This window comes from Streptococcus azizii, from assembly GCF_001984715.1.
Taxonomy (GTDB): Bacteria; Bacillota; Bacilli; order Lactobacillales; family Streptococcaceae; genus Streptococcus; species Streptococcus azizii.
On sequence record NZ_MSPR01000027.1, the window covers coordinates 1 to 17,215 of the forward strand.

Consider the following 17,215-nt stretch of genomic DNA (forward strand, 5'->3'; position numbering starts at 1 on the left):
ATAAAGCATCACAACGTCAAGTTTTTCTTCTACCGACTTTGGACTTCTTTTTGACATACGAAAACTCCCCTTATAGTTTCTAGTGAATTTTTGTTTTTTCACTGTCCACTATAAGGGGAGTATATCAAAGGACGGTGTCTCCTATTCTGTAGTCCGTTTTTTCCTTGCTAGAGGTGGCTTCTTTGTTAGTGGTTTCTTTGGAAGAAACAGCGACTTCTTGATTTTTCGCGGTTTTTTCTGGAGAGGAAGTAGAAGTTGCACTACAGGCAGCTAACCCTAAACTTGCTAGTGCCAAGAGGCTGATGTACTTGAAATTGTGTTTAACCATTTGGTTGTCTCCTTTATATTTTCTTACAAAAAAGATTATAACACAATTACTAAAAAAAAAAAGCAAATTTAAAACGTTTTCTAAAAATTTTTCTGAAGAAAATGGCTCAAATCCCTTGCAATATCAACCTTCTTCTGTTATACTATCATGGTGCCGTAAAAATACGGCTATAGCTTTGATGCAAGAGGTTGCGACACGCTCGGTTGCATTGCCACGCAATCGCTGTCGGTTTTCTTGTGGAGCTAGCCTATTAACTTAAATAGACGAAAAGGAGAAAAAGATGGCAAACAAAAAAATTCGCATCCGCTTGAAGGCTTACGAGCACCGTACACTTGATACAGCAGCTGCAAAAATTGTAGAAACTGCAACACGTACAGGTGCAAGTGTTGCTGGTCCAGTACCACTTCCAACTGAGCGTAGCCTTTATACTATCATTCGTGCGACTCACATGTACAAAGATTCTCGTGAACAATTTGAAATGCGTACCCACAAACGTCTTGTTGACATTGTGAATCCAACGCAAAAAACAGTTGATGCACTGATGAAACTTGACTTACCAAGTGGTGTGAATGTAGAAATCAAACTGTAACCATAGCACAATCGAACACAGGCTAAACTCTTTGCAAAAAAGATGGATTGCCTTGCGAGCTTCGCTCGCTGCATCAATCTCCTATTTTTGCTACGAGTTCTTAACGCCTTTTGTATCTTGTGTTTGAGCATAAAAAACGCTCGTTAAAAACTTTTTAAACTATAAAAATAAGAAAAGGAAACATTTTCTCATGACAAAAGGAATCTTAGGGAAAAAAGTGGGAATGACTCAAATCTTCACTGAGACTGGTGAATTTATCCCTGTTACTGTCATCGAAGCAACTCCAAACGTTGTTCTTCAAGTGAAAACTGTTGAAACAGATGGATACAATGCGATCCAAGTTGGTTTTGATGACAAGCGTGAAGTATTGAGTAACAAACCTGCCAAAGGCCATGTAGCAAAAGCTAACACAGCTCCTAAGCGCTTCATTCGTGAATTTAAAAACATTGAAGGCTTGGAAGTTGGACAAGAAATTACAGTTGAAACTTTCGCAGCTGGAGATGTTGTGGATGTAACGGGTACATCTAAAGGTAAAGGTTTCCAAGGTGTTATCAAGCGCCATGGTCAATCACGTGGTCCTATGGCTCACGGTTCACGTTACCACCGCCGTCCAGGTTCAATGGGACCTGTTGCGCCAAACCGTGTTTTCAAAAATAAACACTTGGCAGGACGTATGGGAGGTAACCGTGTAACCATTCAAAACCTTGAAATTGTACAAGTTGTTCCAGAAAAGAACGTTATCCTTATCAAAGGGAACGTGCCTGGTGCTAAGAAATCTCTTATCACCATCAAATCAGCAGTAAAAGCTGGTAAATAATAAGGAAAGGGGAATCAGTCATAATGGCAAACGTAACATTATTTGACCAAACTGGTAAACAAGCTGGCGAAGTAGTCCTTAACGATGCGGTTTTTGGAATTGAACCGAACCAAGCAGTTGTATTTGATGTCATCATCAGCCAACGTGCGAGCCTTCGTCAAGGAACTCACGCAGTTAAGAATCGTTCAGCAGTTTCAGGTGGCGGACGCAAACCATGGCGTCAAAAAGGAACTGGACGTGCTCGTCAAGGTTCTATCCGCTCACCACAATGGCGTGGTGGTGGTGTAGTATTTGGACCAACTCCGCGTTCTTATGCCTACAAACTTCCACAAAAGGTTCGTCGCTTGGCACTTAAATCTGTTTATTCAGAAAAAGTTGCTGAAAATAAATTTGTAGCTGTTGACAGCCTTTCATTTACAGCTCCAAAAACTGCTGAATTCGCAAAAGTTCTTGCAGCATTGAGCATTGATTCAAAAGTTCTTGTTATTCTTGAAGAAGGCAATGAATTCGCAGCACTTTCAGCTCGCAATCTTCCAAATGTGAAAGTTGCAACAGCTACAACTGCAAGCGTTCTTGACATTGTAAATGCAGATAAACTTCTTGTCACTCAAGCAGCTATCTCTAAAATTGAGGAGGTTCTTGCATAATGAATTTGTATGATGTTATCAAAAAACCTGTCATCACAGAAAGCTCAATGGCTCAGCTTGAAGCAGGAAAATATGTGTTTGAGGTGGATACTCGCGCTCATAAACTTCTTATCAAACAAGCTGTAGAAGCTGTTTTTGATGGAGTAAAAGTGGCAACGGTAAATACCATCAATGTAAAACCGAAAACAAAACGCGTAGGACGCTACGTAGGACGTACAAGCAAAGTGAAAAAAGCAATCATCACATTGACTGCTGATTCAAAAGCAATCGAATTGTTCACTGCAGCTGATGCGGAATAATCAAAGGAGGAATTAACGTGGGAATTAAAGTTTATAAACCAACTACAAATGGCCGTCGTAACATGACTTCTTTGGATTTTGCAGAAATCACAACAAGCACCCCTGAGAAATCATTGCTTGTTTCTCTTAAGAGCAAGGCTGGTCGTAATAACAACGGTCGTATCACCGTTCGTCACCAAGGTGGTGGTCACAAACGTCACTACCGTTTGATTGACTTTAAACGTAACAAAGACGGAGTGGAAGCAGTTGTGAAAACAATTGAGTATGATCCAAACCGTTCTGCTAACATCGCTCTTGTGCATTACACAGACGGTGTCAAAGCCTACATCATTGCTCCTAAAGGTCTTGAAGTTGGTCAACGCATCGTTTCAGGTCCAGAAGCGGATATCAAGGTCGGAAATGCACTTCCGCTTGCCAATATCCCAGTCGGTACTGTTGTCCACAATATCGAACTGAAGCCAGGCCGTGGTGGTGAATTGGTCCGTGCAGCAGGTGCTTCTGCGCAAGTTCTTGGTCAAGAAGGGAAATACGTCCTTGTTCGTCTTCAATCAGGTGAAGTTCGTATGATTCTTGGCACTTGTCGTGCAACTGTTGGTGTTGTCGGAAATGAGCAACACGGACTTGTGAATCTTGGTAAGGCAGGACGTAGTCGTTGGAAAGGGATTCGTCCAACTGTTCGTGGTTCTGTAATGAACCCTAATGATCACCCACACGGTGGTGGTGAAGGTAAAGCACCAGTTGGTCGTAAAGCACCATCAACTCCATGGGGTAAACCTGCTCTTGGACTTAAAACTCGTAACAAAAAAGCAAAATCTAACAAACTCATCGTTCGTCGTCGTAACGAGAAGTAATCTGTTACAAGTAGCATAAAGCATATCCGCCAGCTCGGTAGCCTTGCTTTTGCAAGGCAGGCCGCTGTGGTACATATTTAAAGGAGAAGATATTACAATGGGACGTAGTCTTAAAAAAGGACCTTTCGTCGATGAGCATTTGATGAAAAAAGTTGAAGCTCAAGCAAACGATGAAAAGAAAAAAGTCATTAAAACTTGGTCACGTCGTTCAACGATTTTCCCAAGTTTCATCGGTTATACAATCGCAGTTTATGATGGACGTAAACATGTACCAGTTTACATCCAAGAAGATATGGTAGGTCACAAACTTGGTGAATTTGCACCAACTCGTACTTACAAAGGTCACGCTGCTGACGACAAGAAAACACGTAGAAAATAATAGGAGGAACACATAATGGCAGAAATTACTTCAGCTAAGGCAACTGCTCGCACAGTACGTGTTTCACCTCGTAAATCACGTCTTGTCTTGGATAATATCCGTGGCAAAAGCGTAGCCGATGCAATCGCAATCTTGAAATTCACTCCAAACAAAGCTGCAGGCATTATTGAGAAAGTGTTGAACTCTGCAATCGCTAATGCTGAAAACAACTTTGGTTTGGAAAAAGCAGACTTGGTAGTCAGCGAAGCTTTCGCAAACGAAGGACCAACACTCAAACGTTTCCGTCCACGAGCAAAAGGTTCCGCTTCACCAATTAACAAGCGTACAGCTCACATCACTGTAGTTGTGGCAGAAAAATAAGGAGGTAAAAACGTGGGACAAAAAGTACATCCAATTGGTATGCGTGTCGGCATCATCCGTGATTGGGATGCTAAATGGTATGCTGAAAAAGAATACGCGGATTACCTTCATGAAGATCTTGCAATCCGCAACTTTATCAAAAAAGAGTTGGCTGAAGCATCTGTTTCAACCATCGAAATTGAACGTGCAGTAAACAAGGTGATTGTCAGCATTCACACAGCTAAACCAGGTATGGTAATCGGTAAGGCTGGTAGCAATGTTGATGCACTTCGTGCACAACTCAATAAATTGACTGGTAAACAAGTACATATCAACATCATCGAAATCAAACAACCAGATTTAGATGCACATCTTGTTGGTGAGACAATCGCTCGTCAGTTGGAGCAACGTGTGGCATTCCGTCGCGCTCAAAAACAAGCAATCCAACGAGCAATGCGCGCTGGTGCTAAGGGGATCAAAACACAAGTTTCTGGTCGTTTGAACGGTGCTGACATTGCCCGTGCAGAAGGCTACTCAGAAGGAACTGTTCCGCTTCATACCCTTCGTGCGGATATCGACTATGCTTGGGAAGAAGCACTGACAACTTACGGTAAACTTGGTGTTAAAGTATGGATTTACCGTGGAGAAGTTCTTCCAGCTCGTAAAAACACTAAAGGAGGTAAATAACCAATGTTAGTACCTAAACGTGTTAAACACCGTCGTGAATTCCGTGGGAAAATGCGCGGTGAAGCTAAAGGTGGAAAACAAGTAGATTTTGGTGAATATGGTCTGCAAGCGACCACTAGCCACTGGATCACCAACCGTCAAATCGAAGCGGCCCGTATTGCGATGACTCGTTATATGAAACGTGGTGGTAAGGTTTGGATCAAAATCTTCCCGCACAAATCCTATACAGCTAAAGCTATCGGGGTACGTATGGGTTCTGGTAAAGGGGCACCTGAAGGTTGGGTAGCACCGGTTAAACGTGGTAAAGTGATGTTTGAAGTAGCGGGTGTTTCAGAAGAAATTGCACGCGAAGCATTCCGCTTGGCTAGCCACAAATTACCAGTTAAATGCAAATTCGTAAAACGTGAAGCAGAATAAGGAGAAGACATGAAACTTAATGAAGTAAGGGAATTTGTTAAAGAACTTCGTGGCCTTTCTCAAGAAGAACTTGCAAAGCGCGAAAACGAATTGAAGAAAGAACTCTTCGATCTTCGTTTCCAAGCTGCTGCTGGTCAACTTGAGCAAACTGCTCGTTTGAACGAAGTTAAAAAGCAAATTGCACGTATCAAAACAGTGCAATCAGAAATGAAATAATAGATTGGGAAAGGAGAATTTCAATGGAACGCAATAATCGTAAAGTTCTTGTTGGACGTGTTGTATCTGACAAAATGGACAAAACCATCACAGTTGTAGTTGAAACTAAACGGAACCACCCAGTCTACGGTAAACGTATTAACTACTCTAAAAAGTATAAAGCTCATGATGAGAACAATGTTGCTAAAGAAGGCGATATCGTCCGTATCATGGAAACTCGTCCGCTTTCAGCTACAAAACGTTTCCGTCTTGTAGAAGTTGTGGAAGAGGCAGTTGTCATTTAATCAAACTGAAAGGAGAAAACTTACATGATTCAAACAGAAACTCGTTTGAAAGTTGCTGATAACAGTGGCGCACGTGAAATCTTGACAATCAAAGTTCTCGGTGGTTCAAAGCGTAAATCTGCAAACATTGGCGATGTCATCGTTGCTTCAGTAAAACAAGCTACTCCTGGTGGTGCGGTTAAAAAAGGTGACGTGGTAAAAGCCGTTATCGTTCGTACTAAGACAGGTGCTCGTCGTGCTGATGGTTCATATATCAAATTTGACGAGAATGCTGCAGTTATTATCCGTGAAGATAAAACACCTCGCGGAACTCGTATCTTTGGTCCAGTTGCCCGCGAATTGCGCGAGGGCGGTTTCATGAAAATCGTTTCATTAGCACCAGAAGTACTTTAATTTAGAAAACAAACGAAGTCCCCTGAAATCTTTCAGGGTGCCCTTAGGGCGTAAGAAATAATAGGAGAAATCAAATGTTTGTAAAAAAAGGCGATAAAGTTCGCGTCATCGCTGGTAAGGACAAAGGTGTTGAAGCTGTAGTCCTAGCAGCACTTCCAAAAGTAAATAAAGTTGTTGTAGAGGGTGTTAACATCGTCAAAAAACATCAAAAACCAAATAACGAAAATCCTCAAGGTGCTATCGTTGAGAAAGAAGCTGCCATCCATGTGTCAAACGTACAAGTGCTGGACAAAAATGGTGTAGCAGGTCGTGTTGGGTATAAGTTTGTTGACGGCAAAAAAGTTCGTTACAACAAAAAATCAGGCGAAGTGCTTGATTAATCACGAAGGAAAGGAGAAGTAACATGGCAAATCGCTTAAAAGAAAAATATCTTAATGAAGTAGTTCCTGCTTTGACTGAACAATTTAACTACTCATCCGTCATGGCTGTACCAAAAGTTGATAAGATTGTTTTAAACATGGGTGTTGGTGACGCTGTTTCTAACGCTAAAAACCTTGAAAAAGCTGCCCAAGAATTGGCATTGATTTCGGGTCAAAAACCACTTATCACAAAAGCTAAAAAATCAATCGCCGGCTTCCGTCTTCGTGAAGGGGTTGCAATCGGTGCGAAAGTTACCCTTCGTGGCGAACGTATGTATGAATTCTTAGATAAATTGGTATCTGTGTCACTTCCACGTGTGCGCGACTTCCATGGTGTCCCAACAAAATCATTTGACGGACGTGGAAACTACACACTTGGTGTGAAAGAGCAATTAATCTTCCCGGAAATCAACTTCGACGATGTTGATAAGACTCGCGGTATGGATATCGTTATCGTTACAACTGCTAACACCGACGAAGAATCACGTGCATTGCTTACTGGCCTTGGTATGCCATTTGCAAAATAAGAGGGAGAGAATAAATGGCTAAAAAATCAATGATCGCTAAGAACAAACGTCCAGCTAAGTTCTCAACTCAAGCCTACACACGCTGTGAAAAATGTGGACGTCCACACTCAGTTTACCGCAAATTCAAATTGTGCCGTGTATGCTTCCGCGACTTGGCTTACCTTGGACAAATTCCTGGCGTAACAAAAGCTTCTTGGTAAGATAAGATGTGAGAGCGGTAAGCAACCAAGGCAAAGATAGGAGATTTGACGACGAAGTATACTTCTAGGAAAATCTATCTTCTTTGCTAAGGTTGTAGCTCGAACTCAATTAAAACATGATAATAAGCCCGTAATGAACAAAGCAAAATTAGGGAGTTGTAGCAGTTTGCTTGCAAACAAGACAGCTCATCTATTTTGCGCAGTTCATAGGGCGAGTTCTCGGCTTATATATAAACCTGAACCAAACTCAATTTCATAAACAACCCCGATACAAAGTTTGCTTGCCGATTTGAACACGGGCGAAAGCCTGTGTGAAAAAGAGAAACTTTCCTAGAAACGAAAGTTTCTTCGTCAAGTTTTCTATTTTCACTTTGGCTTTTAGCGCCCTTTGTATCATGAATTAACTAGCAAGTGAAAACTTCAAACTACTAGTAAGAGGAGAAAAAACAAATGGTTATGACTGACCCAATTGCAGACTTTTTGACACGTATTCGTAATGCCAACCAAGCAAAGCATGAAGTGTTGGAAGTACCTGCATCAAACATCAAAAAAGGAATTGCTACAATTCTTAAAAACGAAGGTTTTGTAAAAAACGTTGAATTTATTGAAGATGATAAACAAGGCATCGTACGTGTATTCTTGAAATACGGACCAAACGGTGAACGAGTTATCACAAACTTGAAACGTGTCTCAAAACCTGGTCTTCGTGTTTATTCAAAACGTGAAGATATTCCTAAGGTTCTTAACGGACTTGGAATTGCAATCATCTCTACATCAGAAGGTCTTTTGACAGATAAAGAAGCGCGTCAAAAGAATGTTGGTGGTGAGGTTGTTGCCTACGTTTGGTAATGTTATGATGCAAAGGACGTTAGAAATCCGTATGAAAATAGGAGACTGATGCTGAAGTCTAAAGACTTCAAAGCGGGCTATCTTTTTCACTAGGATTTTAGTCCGTGTTCAAATCAGATTTGCTGATTATTTGCTATCATGGAACCAAACAAGAACAAGATACACTAATTGAACCTGTCTACAACTCTTTGAAAAAAGTGAACAGTAGTTTCAGAAATTTTCGCTTTATGCGTCGTAAACGTCTGAACTTTCTCTGTCCTTCGGTCAGGAAAGTCCTAGTCGTTCTGACGAGGGTGCGTCTACGAAATCAAAGATTTCGGACTTACCGCTTATTTCTCTTCGAGTTGCTTAACGGCATTGTATCTTGTTCGCCCCGTGAAAACTGGTCGTATTCGGCCTGATAATTTAACAGGAGAAATAAAACATGTCACGTATTGGTAATAAAGTGATTACATTACCTGCTGGTGTTGAGCTTTCGCAAAACAATGGCGTGGTAACTGTAAAGGGACCTAAAGGGGAATTGACTCGTGAATTCCCAACTGCTATCGAAATCCGTGTGGAAGGCGTTGAGGTAACTCTTCACCGTCCAAACGATTCAAAAGAAATGAAGACGATTCATGGTACGAGTCGTGCCAACCTCAACAACATGGTTGTTGGTGTTTCTGAAGGCTTCAAAAAAGAACTTGAAATGCGTGGTGTCGGTTACCGTGCGCAACTTGCAGGTAACAAATTGACACTTGCTGTTGGTAAATCACATCCAGATGAAGTGGTAGCACCAGAAGGTATCACATTTGAAGTTCCAACACCAACACAAATCATCGTGTCTGGTATCAACAAAGAAGTTGTTGGACAAACAGCAGCTTATATCCGTAGCCTTCGCGCTCCTGAGCCATACAAAGGTAAAGGGATTCGTTACGTTGGTGAATTTGTTCGCCGTAAAGAAGGTAAAACAGGTAAATAATAGTGTTTACGAGTGGAGTATTTCCATCGTACATTATATTCCAACATATCTTATACAGATATGATCAATAATTAAGAGGTGAAAATTGTGATTTCAAAACCAGATAAAAATAAAATCCGCCAAAAACGCCATCGTCGTGTTCGCGGTAAAATCTCTGGAACTGCTGCTCGCCCACGTTTGAACATTTTCCGTTCTAATACAGGCATCTACGCTCAAGTGATTGATGACGTAGCGGGTGTAACGCTCGCAAGCGCTTCTACTCTTGATAAAGAAGTTTCAAAAGGTACTAAGACAGAACAAGCCGTTGTTGTAGGTAAACTCGTTGCTGAACGCGCAGTAGCGAAGGGTATTTCTGAAGTGGTCTTTGACCGCGGTGGATATCTCTATCACGGACGTGTAAAAGCATTGGCTGAAGCAGCTCGTGAAAACGGATTGAAATTCTAATAGGGAGGACACTAAGAAATGGCATTTAAAGATAACGCAGTTGAATTTGAAGAACGCGTAGTAGCCATCAACCGTGTTACAAAAGTTGTTAAAGGTGGGCGTCGTCTCCGTTTTGCAGCTCTTGTGGTTGTTGGTGACCGTAATGGTCGTGTAGGTTTCGGTACAGGTAAAGCACAAGAAGTACCAGAAGCTATCCGTAAAGCAGTTGAGGCTGCTAAGAAAAACTTAATTGAAGTACCAATGGTTGGTACGACTATCCCTCACGAAGTTCGTTCAGAATTTGGTGGAGCTCGTATCATGTTGAAACCAGCTGCAGAAGGATCTGGAGTTGCTGCTGGTGGAGCTACTCGTGCAGTTATCGAGTTGGCAGGTGTTGCTGATGTGACATCTAAATCGCTTGGTTCAAATACACCAATCAACATCGTTCGTGCAACAGTTGAAGGGTTGAAACAACTGAAACGTGCTGAAGAAGTGGCTGCACTTCGTGGTATTTCAGTTTCTGATTTAGCCTAGGAAAGGGGATAACATGGCTCAAATTAAAATTACTTTGACTAAGTCTCCAATCGGTCGTAAACCAGAACAACGTAAGACAGTTGTTGCCCTTGGACTTGGCAAATTAAACAGTTCAGTTATCAAAGAAGACAATGCTGCTATTCTTGGAATGGTTAAGGCAGTCTCTCACTTGGTAACTGTGGAAGAAGTGAAGTAGGAGACAAGACGAATCGTCGTGTTCCGAACCATACACAGGACGAAGTCGCATAGAGGAATCTTTGCGACTTGCTGTCCATTTTGTATAGGCGAGTTTTTAGGTTGAGGCCTTACCCATCCTAAAGGCGCTAGCATTTTACACATAAGGAGAAAATAAATGAAACTTCATGAATTGCAACCTGCTACAGGTTCTCGTAAAACTCGTAACCGCGTTGGTCGTGGTACATCATCAGGTAACGGTAAGACTTCAGGCCGTGGACAAAAAGGTCAAAAAGCCCGTAGCGGAGGTGGCGTACGTCTAGGTTTTGAGGGTGGACAAACTCCATTGTTCCGTCGCCTTCCAAAACGTGGATTCACAAACATCAACGCAAAGGAATATGCGATTGTTAACCTTGACCAATTGAACGCTTTTGAAGATGGTGCAGAAGTAACACCAGTTGTGCTTGTTGAGTCTGGTATCGTTAAAGCTGAAAAATCAGGAATCAAAATCCTTGGTAACGGCGAATTGACGAAAAAATTAACTGTAAAAGCAGCTAAATTCTCTAAATCAGCTGAAGAAGCTATCACTGCCAAAGGTGGTTCAGTAGAAGTCATCTAAGAGGGGTGACCTATGTTTTTTAAACTATTAAAAGATGCACTTAAGGTAAAGAATGTTCGTAAAAAAATCTTATTTACAATTTTTATCTTATTTGTCTTTCGTGTTGGAACCCATATCACAGTTCCAGGGGTAAATGTTAAAAGTCTTGAAGCCTTGTCAAATATTCCGTTTTTGAATATGTTGAGTTTGGTTTCAGGGAATGCGATGCGCAATTTTTCAGTATTTGCGTTAGGGGTAAGTCCCTATATCACTGCCTCAATCATTGTTCAGTTGATGCAGATGGACCTTGTTCCTAAATTTGTAGAATGGGGGAAGCAGGGAGAAGTTGGCCGTCGTAAGTTGAATCAAGCAACGCGCTATATTTCCCTGGGGTTAGCCTTTGTCCAGTCAATCGGGATTACGGCAAGTTTTAATGCCTTGTCGGGTGCTAAGTTAACCACTATGCCTTTAAACTGGCAGACCTACCTCCTTATCGGGGCGATTTTGACCACTGGTTCAGTGATTGTGACTTGGTTAGGAGAGCAGATTACGGACAAGGGATATGGAAATGGGACGTCCATGATTATCTTTGCGGGTATTATTTCATCCCTGCCAGATACTATTCATGATATCTATGTAGATCGCTTTGTCAATATCGAATCCAGTCGTCTAGTAGAGTCTGCTTTGTTAGTCGGTGTTTTGATTGTGGCAGTTTTGGCAATCGTCTATTTTACAACTTTTGTCCAACAAGCAGAGTATAAAATTCCGATTCAATACACTAAACGTGCTCAAGGGGCGCCATCCAGTTCTTATTTGCCTCTTAAGTTGAATCCAGCAGGTGTTATTCCAGTTATCTTTGCCGGATCCATCACAGCTATTCCAACCTCGCTGCTCCAATTTTTTGCGAGTCAGAATAAGAGTGTTTCTTGGCTGTCAAATATTCGAGAATACTTTGATTATTCTACAGTCAAAGGGATGGCGGTCTATGCTGTGTTGATTGTCCTCTTTACCTTCTTCTACAGCTTTGTTCAAGTCAATCCAGAAAAGGCTGCTGAAAATCTTCAAAAGAGTGGCGCTTATATCCATGGCGTACGTCCAGGTAAAGGGACGGAAGAATACTTCTCGAAATTACTCATGCGCCTTGCAACGGTTGGATCCTTGTTTTTAGGATTTGTCGCATTGTTGCCGATTTTTGCACAAAATGTGTTTGGGCTGACTTCCAAAATTGCCTTCCTTGGTACAAGTTTGATTATTGTCATTATGACAAGTATTGAGGGCATCAAGCAGTTGGAAGGCTACTTGCTCAAGAGAAAGTATGTTGGTTTCATGGAATTAGAATAAGCCTGTAAGCAAGGACGTGTTTTCATAGCAACCAATTATCGGTCGAAGCGTCTATCGCTGGTGGCAGACAGGAGATGTGTAGTCCGTCTTCTGCTATTACATTGTTTCATTCTTAGACCAATTATAAGATAGAAGAAGCTGAGCAGGTGTTGCCCAGCCTCTCTATTTTGTTTTTTGATAAGTTTGTCAACTGTGGCAAATTTATGTGAAAACAAAATAAGGAGTTTATCATGAATCTTTTAATTATGGGGTTGCCAGGTGCTGGTAAAGGAACGCAAGCTGCAAAAATTGTTGAAAAATTTGACGTTGTGCATATTTCAACGGGTGATATGTTCCGCGCAGCGATAGCGAATCAGACGGAGATGGGCTTGTTAGCAAAATCCTACATGGATAGAGGAGATTTAGTTCCAGACGAAGTGACAAACGGTATCGTAAAAGAGCGTTTGTCCCAAGCTGATATTAGAGAAAAAGGTTTTTTACTAGATGGCTATCCTCGTACTATCGATCAAGCTCATGCGTTAGACCAATCCTTAAAAAACATTGGTATCGAGCTTGAAGGAGTCATCAATATTGAAATTGAACCAACTAAGTTGGTAGAACGCCTCAGCGGACGAATCATCCATCGTCAAACAGGTGAAACCTTCCATAAGGTCTTTAACCCACCTGCAGATGGTTATGATGAAAAAGATTACTACCAACGTGAAGATGACAAGCCAGAATCCGTTGCCCGTCGCTTGGAAGTCAATATTGCTCAAGGTCAACCAATTATTGAACACTACCGTTTAGCAGGTTTGGTCCACGATATTGAAGGCGATCAAGACATAGAAGTCGTCTTTGCAGACATAGAAAAAGTTTTATCAAAATTGCAATAAATAGGGGATTTAGCTTGCGTTTTCTTGCTGAAAATGATAGAATAGCTTAGTCTGACTTATAATTGTTACCTCTGTGTTCAGAGGACATCAAATCGAAATTTAGAGGGGGATACTTTTGCATGGCAAAAGAAGATGTGATTGAAATTGAAGGTAAGGTAGTGGATACCATGCCAAATGCTATGTTTACTGTTGAGTTGGAAAACGGACACCAAGTTCTTGCAACTGTTTCAGGAAAAATCCGGAAAAATTACATTCGTATTTTGGTCGGCGACCGCGTAACGGTTGAGCTTAGCCCATACGACTTGACACGAGGACGTATCACATACCGCTTTAAATAGTCGAAATACTTGGAGGGATTAAACATGAAAGTAAGACCATCGGTCAAACCAATTTGCGAATACTGCAAAGTCATTCGTCGCAATGGTCGTGTTATGGTGATTTGCCCAGCAAATCCTAAGCACAAACAACGTCAAGGATAAGATAGAAAGGAGAAAAAATGGCTCGTATTGCTGGAGTTGATATTCCAAACGACAAACGTGTCGTCATCTCACTGACTTACGTATACGGAATCGGTCTTGCAACATCTAAAAAAATTCTTGCAGCAGCGGGAATCTCAGAAGATGTTCGCGTGAAAGATTTGACTTCTGATCAAGAAGATGCAATCCGTCGTGAAGTAGATGCGATTAAAGTGGAAGGTGACCTTCGTCGTGAAGTAAACTTGAACATCAAACGTTTGATGGAAATCGGTTCATACCGTGGAATTCGTCATCGTCGTGGACTTCCTGTCCGTGGACAAAATACAAAAAACAACGCTCGCACTCGTAAAGGGAAAGCTGTTGCGATTGCAGGTAAGAAAAAATAAAATAGGAGGTAGAAAAATTGGCTAAACCAACACGTAAGCGTCGTGTGAAAAAAAATATCGAATCTGGTATTGCACACATTCACGCTACATTTAATAACACTATTGTTATGATTACTGATGTGCATGGTAATGCGATTGCTTGGTCATCAGCTGGGGCTCTTGGTTTTAAAGGTTCACGTAAATCTACACCATTTGCGGCTCAAATGGCTTCAGAAGCAGCAGCTAAATCTGCACAAGAACACGGTCTTAAAACAGTTGAAGTTACAGTAAAAGGTCCAGGTTCAGGTCGTGAGTCTGCTATCCGAGCTCTTGCAGCAGCTGGTCTTGAAGTAACAGCAATTCGTGATGTGACTCCTGTACCACACAATGGTGCTCGTCCTCCAAAACGTCGCCGTGTATAATCAACTAACGATACACAGCTTTTCGTTTAAGAGGGAGTGAAAAATGATTGAGTTTGAAAAACCAACTATAACAAAAATTGATGAAAATAAAGATTACGGCAGATTTGTTGTGGAACCATTAGAACGTGGTTATGGAACAACTCTTGGGAACTCACTTCGTCGTGTACTTCTAGCATCACTACCCGGTGCTGCAGTAACATCTATTAAAATCGATGGAGTATTACACGAATTTGATACAGTTCCAGGTGTCCGTGAAGATGTTATGCAAATTATTTTGAACATCAAAGGCATTGCTGTAAAATCTTATGTCGAAGACGAAAAGACGATAGAACTTGATGTTACAGGTCCAGCAGAAATCACTGCCGGAGACATCTTAACAGATAGTGATATTGAAATTGTTAACCCTGACCATTATCTCTTTACGATCAGCGAAGGTGCAAGTTTTAAGGCAATCATGACGGTGAACACAGGTCGTGGGTACGTACCGGCTGAAGGGAATAAAAAAGATGATGCGCCAGTTGGAACACTTGCGGTAGATGCTATCTATACGCCAGTGAAAAAAGTCAATTATCAAGTTGAGCCAGCTCGCGTTGGTAGCAATGATGGTTTTGACAAATTGACGCTTGAAATCATGACGAATGGGACAATCATTCCAGAAGATGCTTTGGGACTTTCTGCTCGTATCTTGATGGAGCACTTGGGTCTATTTACTGATTTGACAGAAGTAGCGAAATCAGCAGAAGTGATGAAAGAAGCCGAAGAAGCATCAGATGATCGCATGTTGGATCGTACAATTGAAGAATTGGATTTATCTGTTCGTTCATATAACTGCTTGAAACGTGCAGGTATCAATACTGTATTTGATTTAACTGAAAAAACTGAACCCGAAATGATGAAAGTACGCAATCTTGGACGCAAGAGTCTTGAAGAAGTCAAAGTTAAATTGGCTGACCTTGGTTTGGGATTGAAAAAAGATAAATAAAAGGAGGAAGACATGGCTTACCGTAAACTAGGACGCACTAGCTCGCAACGCAAGGCAATGCTTCGTGACTTGACAACAGATCTTTTGATCAATGAATCAATCGTCACAACTGAAGCTCGTGCAAAAGAAATCCGCAAAACAGTTGAAAAAATGATTACACTTGGTAAACGTGGCGATTTGCACGCTCGTCGTCAAGCAGCAGCATTTGTTCGCAACGAAATTGCATCAGAAAACTATGATGAAGCTACTGATAAATACACATCAACTACAGCTCTTCAAAAATTATTCTCTGAAATTGCTCCTCGTTATGCAGAACGCAATGGTGGATACACTCGTATTTTGAAAACTGAACCACGTCGTGGTGATGCTGCACCAATGGCAATCATTGAACTTGTATAAGATCATCAATTTTGTTGAGTGTTATGATGATGGGATGTAGATACATTCTTAGTCTAGCTCTGGTCTCTCGCTGGGTTTTCCCAGCGGGAACACTCATCAGATAGAAAATACAACGCTTGTTTACGCAATCGCTTTGAAGAAAACGATTCCGTAAGCAGGTGTTTTATTGATTTTTCGGGGGGTGCAGAGGGTGTGAATCTCAAGGAAAGTCGAAAAAATCCCCCTCATATCCCAATCTGATTTTGATGTTCATGGGTATCAACAATCTAGTGGACTGAACCCGATTGGTGAACTGTTTCGGCCAGAGTCTAGAAATTGAGAGCGAAGGAGGTAAGGTTGGACATTAGGAAAAATGAAATTTTCTTAACCGTTGAAGTAATAAGACATACGGAATGACCCTACCAATTTGATTTTTATTGAGTATGGGTGGCGAACGAAGGGAGCTTTAAAACTATTTCCCGCCCTAGCGGTATTCCAGACAATCAGTATATGAATTGTCTAGAATGGGATTTTGAGACTAGGTCTCAAAAATGAAGGATGAAATCCCAAAGGAGTTTGCCCTTGTCGCACTAGCTTAGGGGAATGGTAATAGGTAAGAAATATAAGCTAAAAGACTGTACCTATCAAGGTGAAGGTCCTTGCCTGCCGATATTGTCTGTATCAACAAGAATTAAAAGCAGGTGAAGAGGTAACAGATATTGAATAGGACAAAGAAGTCCTTTTACTACTTTCCCTGATTGTGTATACTTTCCATAGATATATAAAGAGAGGGACACAGGAGGGGGAGGAATTGGAGTTTCAAGAGTTGTATGCCAAGGTAAGACCGATCGTCCAAAAGACTCGTAGGGAGTATTATGTAAAGCTATGGGAAGGTGAGGACTGGGATCAAGAGGGAATGTATATATTGTATCTCTTGCTTCAACAAGAAGCTGGTATAGCCCGAGATGACTCTCGCTTGCTTCGCTATTTCAAGGTAAAATTCCGAAATTACGTCAATGATATGCTACGGAAACAAAGTAGCCAGAAACGGGGATTTGATCGCCTTTGTTATGAAGAAATTGGTGAGGTATCCCATATGGTCAGCAGTGGAGGTCTTGTGACAGATGAATTAGTTTGTCTACGTGATTCTCTAGCGCGCTACCGTTCTCAGTTGAGTCCGAGAGATTCTAAAAATTATGATACGCTTGTTAGTGGAGGCCGCTTTAAAGGTCGTCAAAAGATGCTTCGCTCCCTTCGTAGTCATCTTATGAGTGAGGATACAGTAGAGTGATGGCAGAGTACTTCCGCAAACACGATGCAGTAAAATGCAGGAATTGTAGGAGATATTTTCGATAGAATAACAAAAGGAGTCGAAAATTTGAAAATTTGTCAAAAAAAAGTCCAAAAAAGGTAAAAAAAATAAAAAAAGTAGTTGACAAAGGAATAAG

At 41.3% G+C, this 17,215-nt stretch carries 31 protein-coding genes; 30 read left to right on the forward strand and 1 reads right to left on the reverse strand.

What is annotated here, in order from left to right; translation table 11 throughout:
- Window positions 1-124: 124 nt before the first annotated feature.
- Complete coding sequence (locus BVE84_RS09670; RefSeq protein ID WP_076996805.1) at window positions 125-328, reverse strand: hypothetical protein; 204 nt, start codon at window positions 326-328, stop codon at window positions 125-127.
- 280 nt (window positions 329-608) lie between these two features.
- Between BVE84_RS09670 and rpsJ the strand changes: the two genes are divergently transcribed.
- From rpsJ to BVE84_RS09820, 30 genes are all read left to right on the forward strand, one after another.
- Window positions 609-917, forward strand: coding sequence for a 30S ribosomal protein S10 (gene rpsJ, locus BVE84_RS09675; RefSeq protein WP_076996806.1), 309 nt, complete (start codon window positions 609-611; stop codon window positions 915-917).
- 190 nt (window positions 918-1,107) lie between these two features.
- On the forward strand, window positions 1,108-1,734 hold the full coding sequence (gene rplC, locus BVE84_RS09680; RefSeq protein ID WP_076996807.1) for a 50S ribosomal protein L3: 627 nt from the start codon (window positions 1,108-1,110) through the stop codon (window positions 1,732-1,734).
- 23 nt (window positions 1,735-1,757) lie between these two features.
- A complete protein-coding gene (rplD, locus tag BVE84_RS09685; RefSeq protein ID WP_076996808.1) occupies window positions 1,758-2,381 on the forward strand; it encodes a 50S ribosomal protein L4 in 624 nt (207 codons plus the stop codon).
- On the forward strand, window positions 2,381-2,680 hold the full coding sequence (locus BVE84_RS09690; RefSeq protein ID WP_076996809.1) for a 50S ribosomal protein L23: 300 nt from the start codon (window positions 2,381-2,383) through the stop codon (window positions 2,678-2,680). The genes rplD and BVE84_RS09690 overlap by 1 nt, the downstream gene beginning before the upstream one ends.
- A gap of 17 nt (window positions 2,681-2,697) precedes the next feature.
- A complete protein-coding gene (rplB, locus tag BVE84_RS09695) occupies window positions 2,698-3,531 on the forward strand; it encodes a 50S ribosomal protein L2 (protein ID WP_076996810.1) in 834 nt (277 codons plus the stop codon).
- Window positions 3,532-3,628: 97 nt separating this feature from the next.
- Window positions 3,629-3,910, forward strand: a complete 282-nt coding sequence (gene rpsS / locus BVE84_RS09700) for a 30S ribosomal protein S19 (protein WP_000533766.1) — start codon at window positions 3,629-3,631, stop codon at window positions 3,908-3,910.
- A 15-nt stretch (window positions 3,911-3,925) separates the two neighbouring features.
- Window positions 3,926-4,270: a 50S ribosomal protein L22 gene (gene rplV, locus BVE84_RS09705; RefSeq protein ID WP_076996811.1), complete on the forward strand. Its 345-nt coding sequence runs from the start codon at window positions 3,926-3,928 to the stop codon at window positions 4,268-4,270.
- A 12-nt stretch (window positions 4,271-4,282) separates the two neighbouring features.
- Window positions 4,283-4,936: a 30S ribosomal protein S3 gene (gene rpsC / locus BVE84_RS09710; protein ID WP_076996812.1), complete on the forward strand. Its 654-nt coding sequence runs from the start codon at window positions 4,283-4,285 to the stop codon at window positions 4,934-4,936.
- A gap of 3 nt (window positions 4,937-4,939) precedes the next feature.
- The gene (rplP, locus tag BVE84_RS09715; RefSeq protein WP_067087620.1) at window positions 4,940-5,353 is read left to right on the forward strand and encodes a 50S ribosomal protein L16; all 414 of its coding nucleotides are present in this window, start codon (window positions 4,940-4,942) and stop codon (window positions 5,351-5,353) included.
- 9 nt (window positions 5,354-5,362) lie between these two features.
- The gene (gene rpmC, locus BVE84_RS09720; protein WP_075105556.1) at window positions 5,363-5,569 is read left to right on the forward strand and encodes a 50S ribosomal protein L29; all 207 of its coding nucleotides are present in this window, start codon (window positions 5,363-5,365) and stop codon (window positions 5,567-5,569) included.
- Between the two features lie 23 nt (window positions 5,570-5,592).
- Window positions 5,593-5,853: a 30S ribosomal protein S17 gene (gene rpsQ, locus BVE84_RS09725; protein ID WP_076996813.1), complete on the forward strand. Its 261-nt coding sequence runs from the start codon at window positions 5,593-5,595 to the stop codon at window positions 5,851-5,853.
- Between the two features lie 24 nt (window positions 5,854-5,877).
- Window positions 5,878-6,246, forward strand: coding sequence for a 50S ribosomal protein L14 (gene rplN / locus BVE84_RS09730; protein ID WP_076996814.1), 369 nt, complete (start codon window positions 5,878-5,880; stop codon window positions 6,244-6,246).
- A gap of 74 nt (window positions 6,247-6,320) precedes the next feature.
- Window positions 6,321-6,626 carry a 50S ribosomal protein L24 gene (gene rplX / locus BVE84_RS09735; RefSeq protein WP_076996815.1) on the forward strand — a complete coding sequence of 102 codons (306 nt, stop codon included), beginning with the start codon at window positions 6,321-6,323 and terminating at the stop codon, window positions 6,624-6,626.
- Between the two features lie 23 nt (window positions 6,627-6,649).
- Window positions 6,650-7,192: a 50S ribosomal protein L5 gene (gene rplE, locus BVE84_RS09740; RefSeq protein WP_029176426.1), complete on the forward strand. Its 543-nt coding sequence runs from the start codon at window positions 6,650-6,652 to the stop codon at window positions 7,190-7,192.
- Window positions 7,193-7,206: 14 nt separating this feature from the next.
- Window positions 7,207-7,392: a type Z 30S ribosomal protein S14 gene (locus BVE84_RS09745; protein ID WP_002936651.1), complete on the forward strand. Its 186-nt coding sequence runs from the start codon at window positions 7,207-7,209 to the stop codon at window positions 7,390-7,392.
- A 450-nt stretch (window positions 7,393-7,842) separates the two neighbouring features.
- Window positions 7,843-8,241, forward strand: a complete 399-nt coding sequence (gene rpsH, locus BVE84_RS09750) for a 30S ribosomal protein S8 (RefSeq protein WP_076996816.1) — start codon at window positions 7,843-7,845, stop codon at window positions 8,239-8,241.
- Window positions 8,242-8,665: 424 nt separating this feature from the next.
- Window positions 8,666-9,202 carry a 50S ribosomal protein L6 gene (gene rplF, locus BVE84_RS09755; protein WP_076996817.1) on the forward strand — a complete coding sequence of 179 codons (537 nt, stop codon included), beginning with the start codon at window positions 8,666-8,668 and terminating at the stop codon, window positions 9,200-9,202.
- Window positions 9,203-9,289: 87 nt separating this feature from the next.
- Window positions 9,290-9,646: a 50S ribosomal protein L18 gene (gene rplR, locus BVE84_RS09760; RefSeq protein WP_067087634.1), complete on the forward strand. Its 357-nt coding sequence runs from the start codon at window positions 9,290-9,292 to the stop codon at window positions 9,644-9,646.
- A gap of 18 nt (window positions 9,647-9,664) precedes the next feature.
- Window positions 9,665-10,159, forward strand: coding sequence for a 30S ribosomal protein S5 (gene rpsE / locus BVE84_RS09765; protein WP_076996818.1), 495 nt, complete (start codon window positions 9,665-9,667; stop codon window positions 10,157-10,159).
- Between the two features lie 13 nt (window positions 10,160-10,172).
- Window positions 10,173-10,355, forward strand: coding sequence for a 50S ribosomal protein L30 (gene rpmD, locus BVE84_RS09770; RefSeq protein WP_076996819.1), 183 nt, complete (start codon window positions 10,173-10,175; stop codon window positions 10,353-10,355).
- Window positions 10,356-10,511: 156 nt separating this feature from the next.
- A complete protein-coding gene (gene rplO / locus BVE84_RS09775) occupies window positions 10,512-10,952 on the forward strand; it encodes a 50S ribosomal protein L15 (RefSeq protein WP_067087639.1) in 441 nt (146 codons plus the stop codon).
- A 12-nt stretch (window positions 10,953-10,964) separates the two neighbouring features.
- Window positions 10,965-12,272 carry a preprotein translocase subunit SecY gene (secY, locus tag BVE84_RS09780; RefSeq protein ID WP_076996820.1) on the forward strand — a complete coding sequence of 436 codons (1,308 nt, stop codon included), beginning with the start codon at window positions 10,965-10,967 and terminating at the stop codon, window positions 12,270-12,272.
- Window positions 12,273-12,502: 230 nt separating this feature from the next.
- Window positions 12,503-13,144, forward strand: coding sequence for an adenylate kinase (locus tag BVE84_RS09785; RefSeq protein WP_076996821.1), 642 nt, complete (start codon window positions 12,503-12,505; stop codon window positions 13,142-13,144).
- Between the two features lie 119 nt (window positions 13,145-13,263).
- Window positions 13,264-13,482 (forward strand): translation initiation factor IF-1, encoded by a 219-nt coding sequence (gene infA / locus BVE84_RS09790; protein WP_002936627.1) that lies wholly within the window; start codon window positions 13,264-13,266, stop codon window positions 13,480-13,482.
- A 24-nt stretch (window positions 13,483-13,506) separates the two neighbouring features.
- Window positions 13,507-13,623 carry a 50S ribosomal protein L36 gene (gene rpmJ, locus BVE84_RS09795; RefSeq protein ID WP_001808836.1) on the forward strand — a complete coding sequence of 39 codons (117 nt, stop codon included), beginning with the start codon at window positions 13,507-13,509 and terminating at the stop codon, window positions 13,621-13,623.
- A gap of 17 nt (window positions 13,624-13,640) precedes the next feature.
- Complete coding sequence (rpsM, locus tag BVE84_RS09800; protein WP_002936622.1) at window positions 13,641-14,006, forward strand: 30S ribosomal protein S13; 366 nt, start codon at window positions 13,641-13,643, stop codon at window positions 14,004-14,006.
- Between the two features lie 17 nt (window positions 14,007-14,023).
- The gene (gene rpsK, locus BVE84_RS09805; RefSeq protein WP_004195509.1) at window positions 14,024-14,407 is read left to right on the forward strand and encodes a 30S ribosomal protein S11; all 384 of its coding nucleotides are present in this window, start codon (window positions 14,024-14,026) and stop codon (window positions 14,405-14,407) included.
- 43 nt (window positions 14,408-14,450) lie between these two features.
- Entirely contained in the window at window positions 14,451-15,389 is a 939-nt protein-coding gene (locus BVE84_RS09810) for a DNA-directed RNA polymerase subunit alpha (RefSeq protein ID WP_076996822.1), read from the forward strand.
- Window positions 15,390-15,401: 12 nt separating this feature from the next.
- Window positions 15,402-15,788 (forward strand): 50S ribosomal protein L17, encoded by a 387-nt coding sequence (gene rplQ, locus BVE84_RS09815; protein ID WP_000331493.1) that lies wholly within the window; start codon window positions 15,402-15,404, stop codon window positions 15,786-15,788.
- A 790-nt stretch (window positions 15,789-16,578) separates the two neighbouring features.
- Window positions 16,579-17,058 (forward strand): sigma-70 RNA polymerase sigma factor region 4 domain-containing protein, encoded by a 480-nt coding sequence (locus BVE84_RS09820; RefSeq protein ID WP_076996823.1) that lies wholly within the window; start codon window positions 16,579-16,581, stop codon window positions 17,056-17,058.
- Window positions 17,059-17,215: the final 157 nt, after the last annotated feature.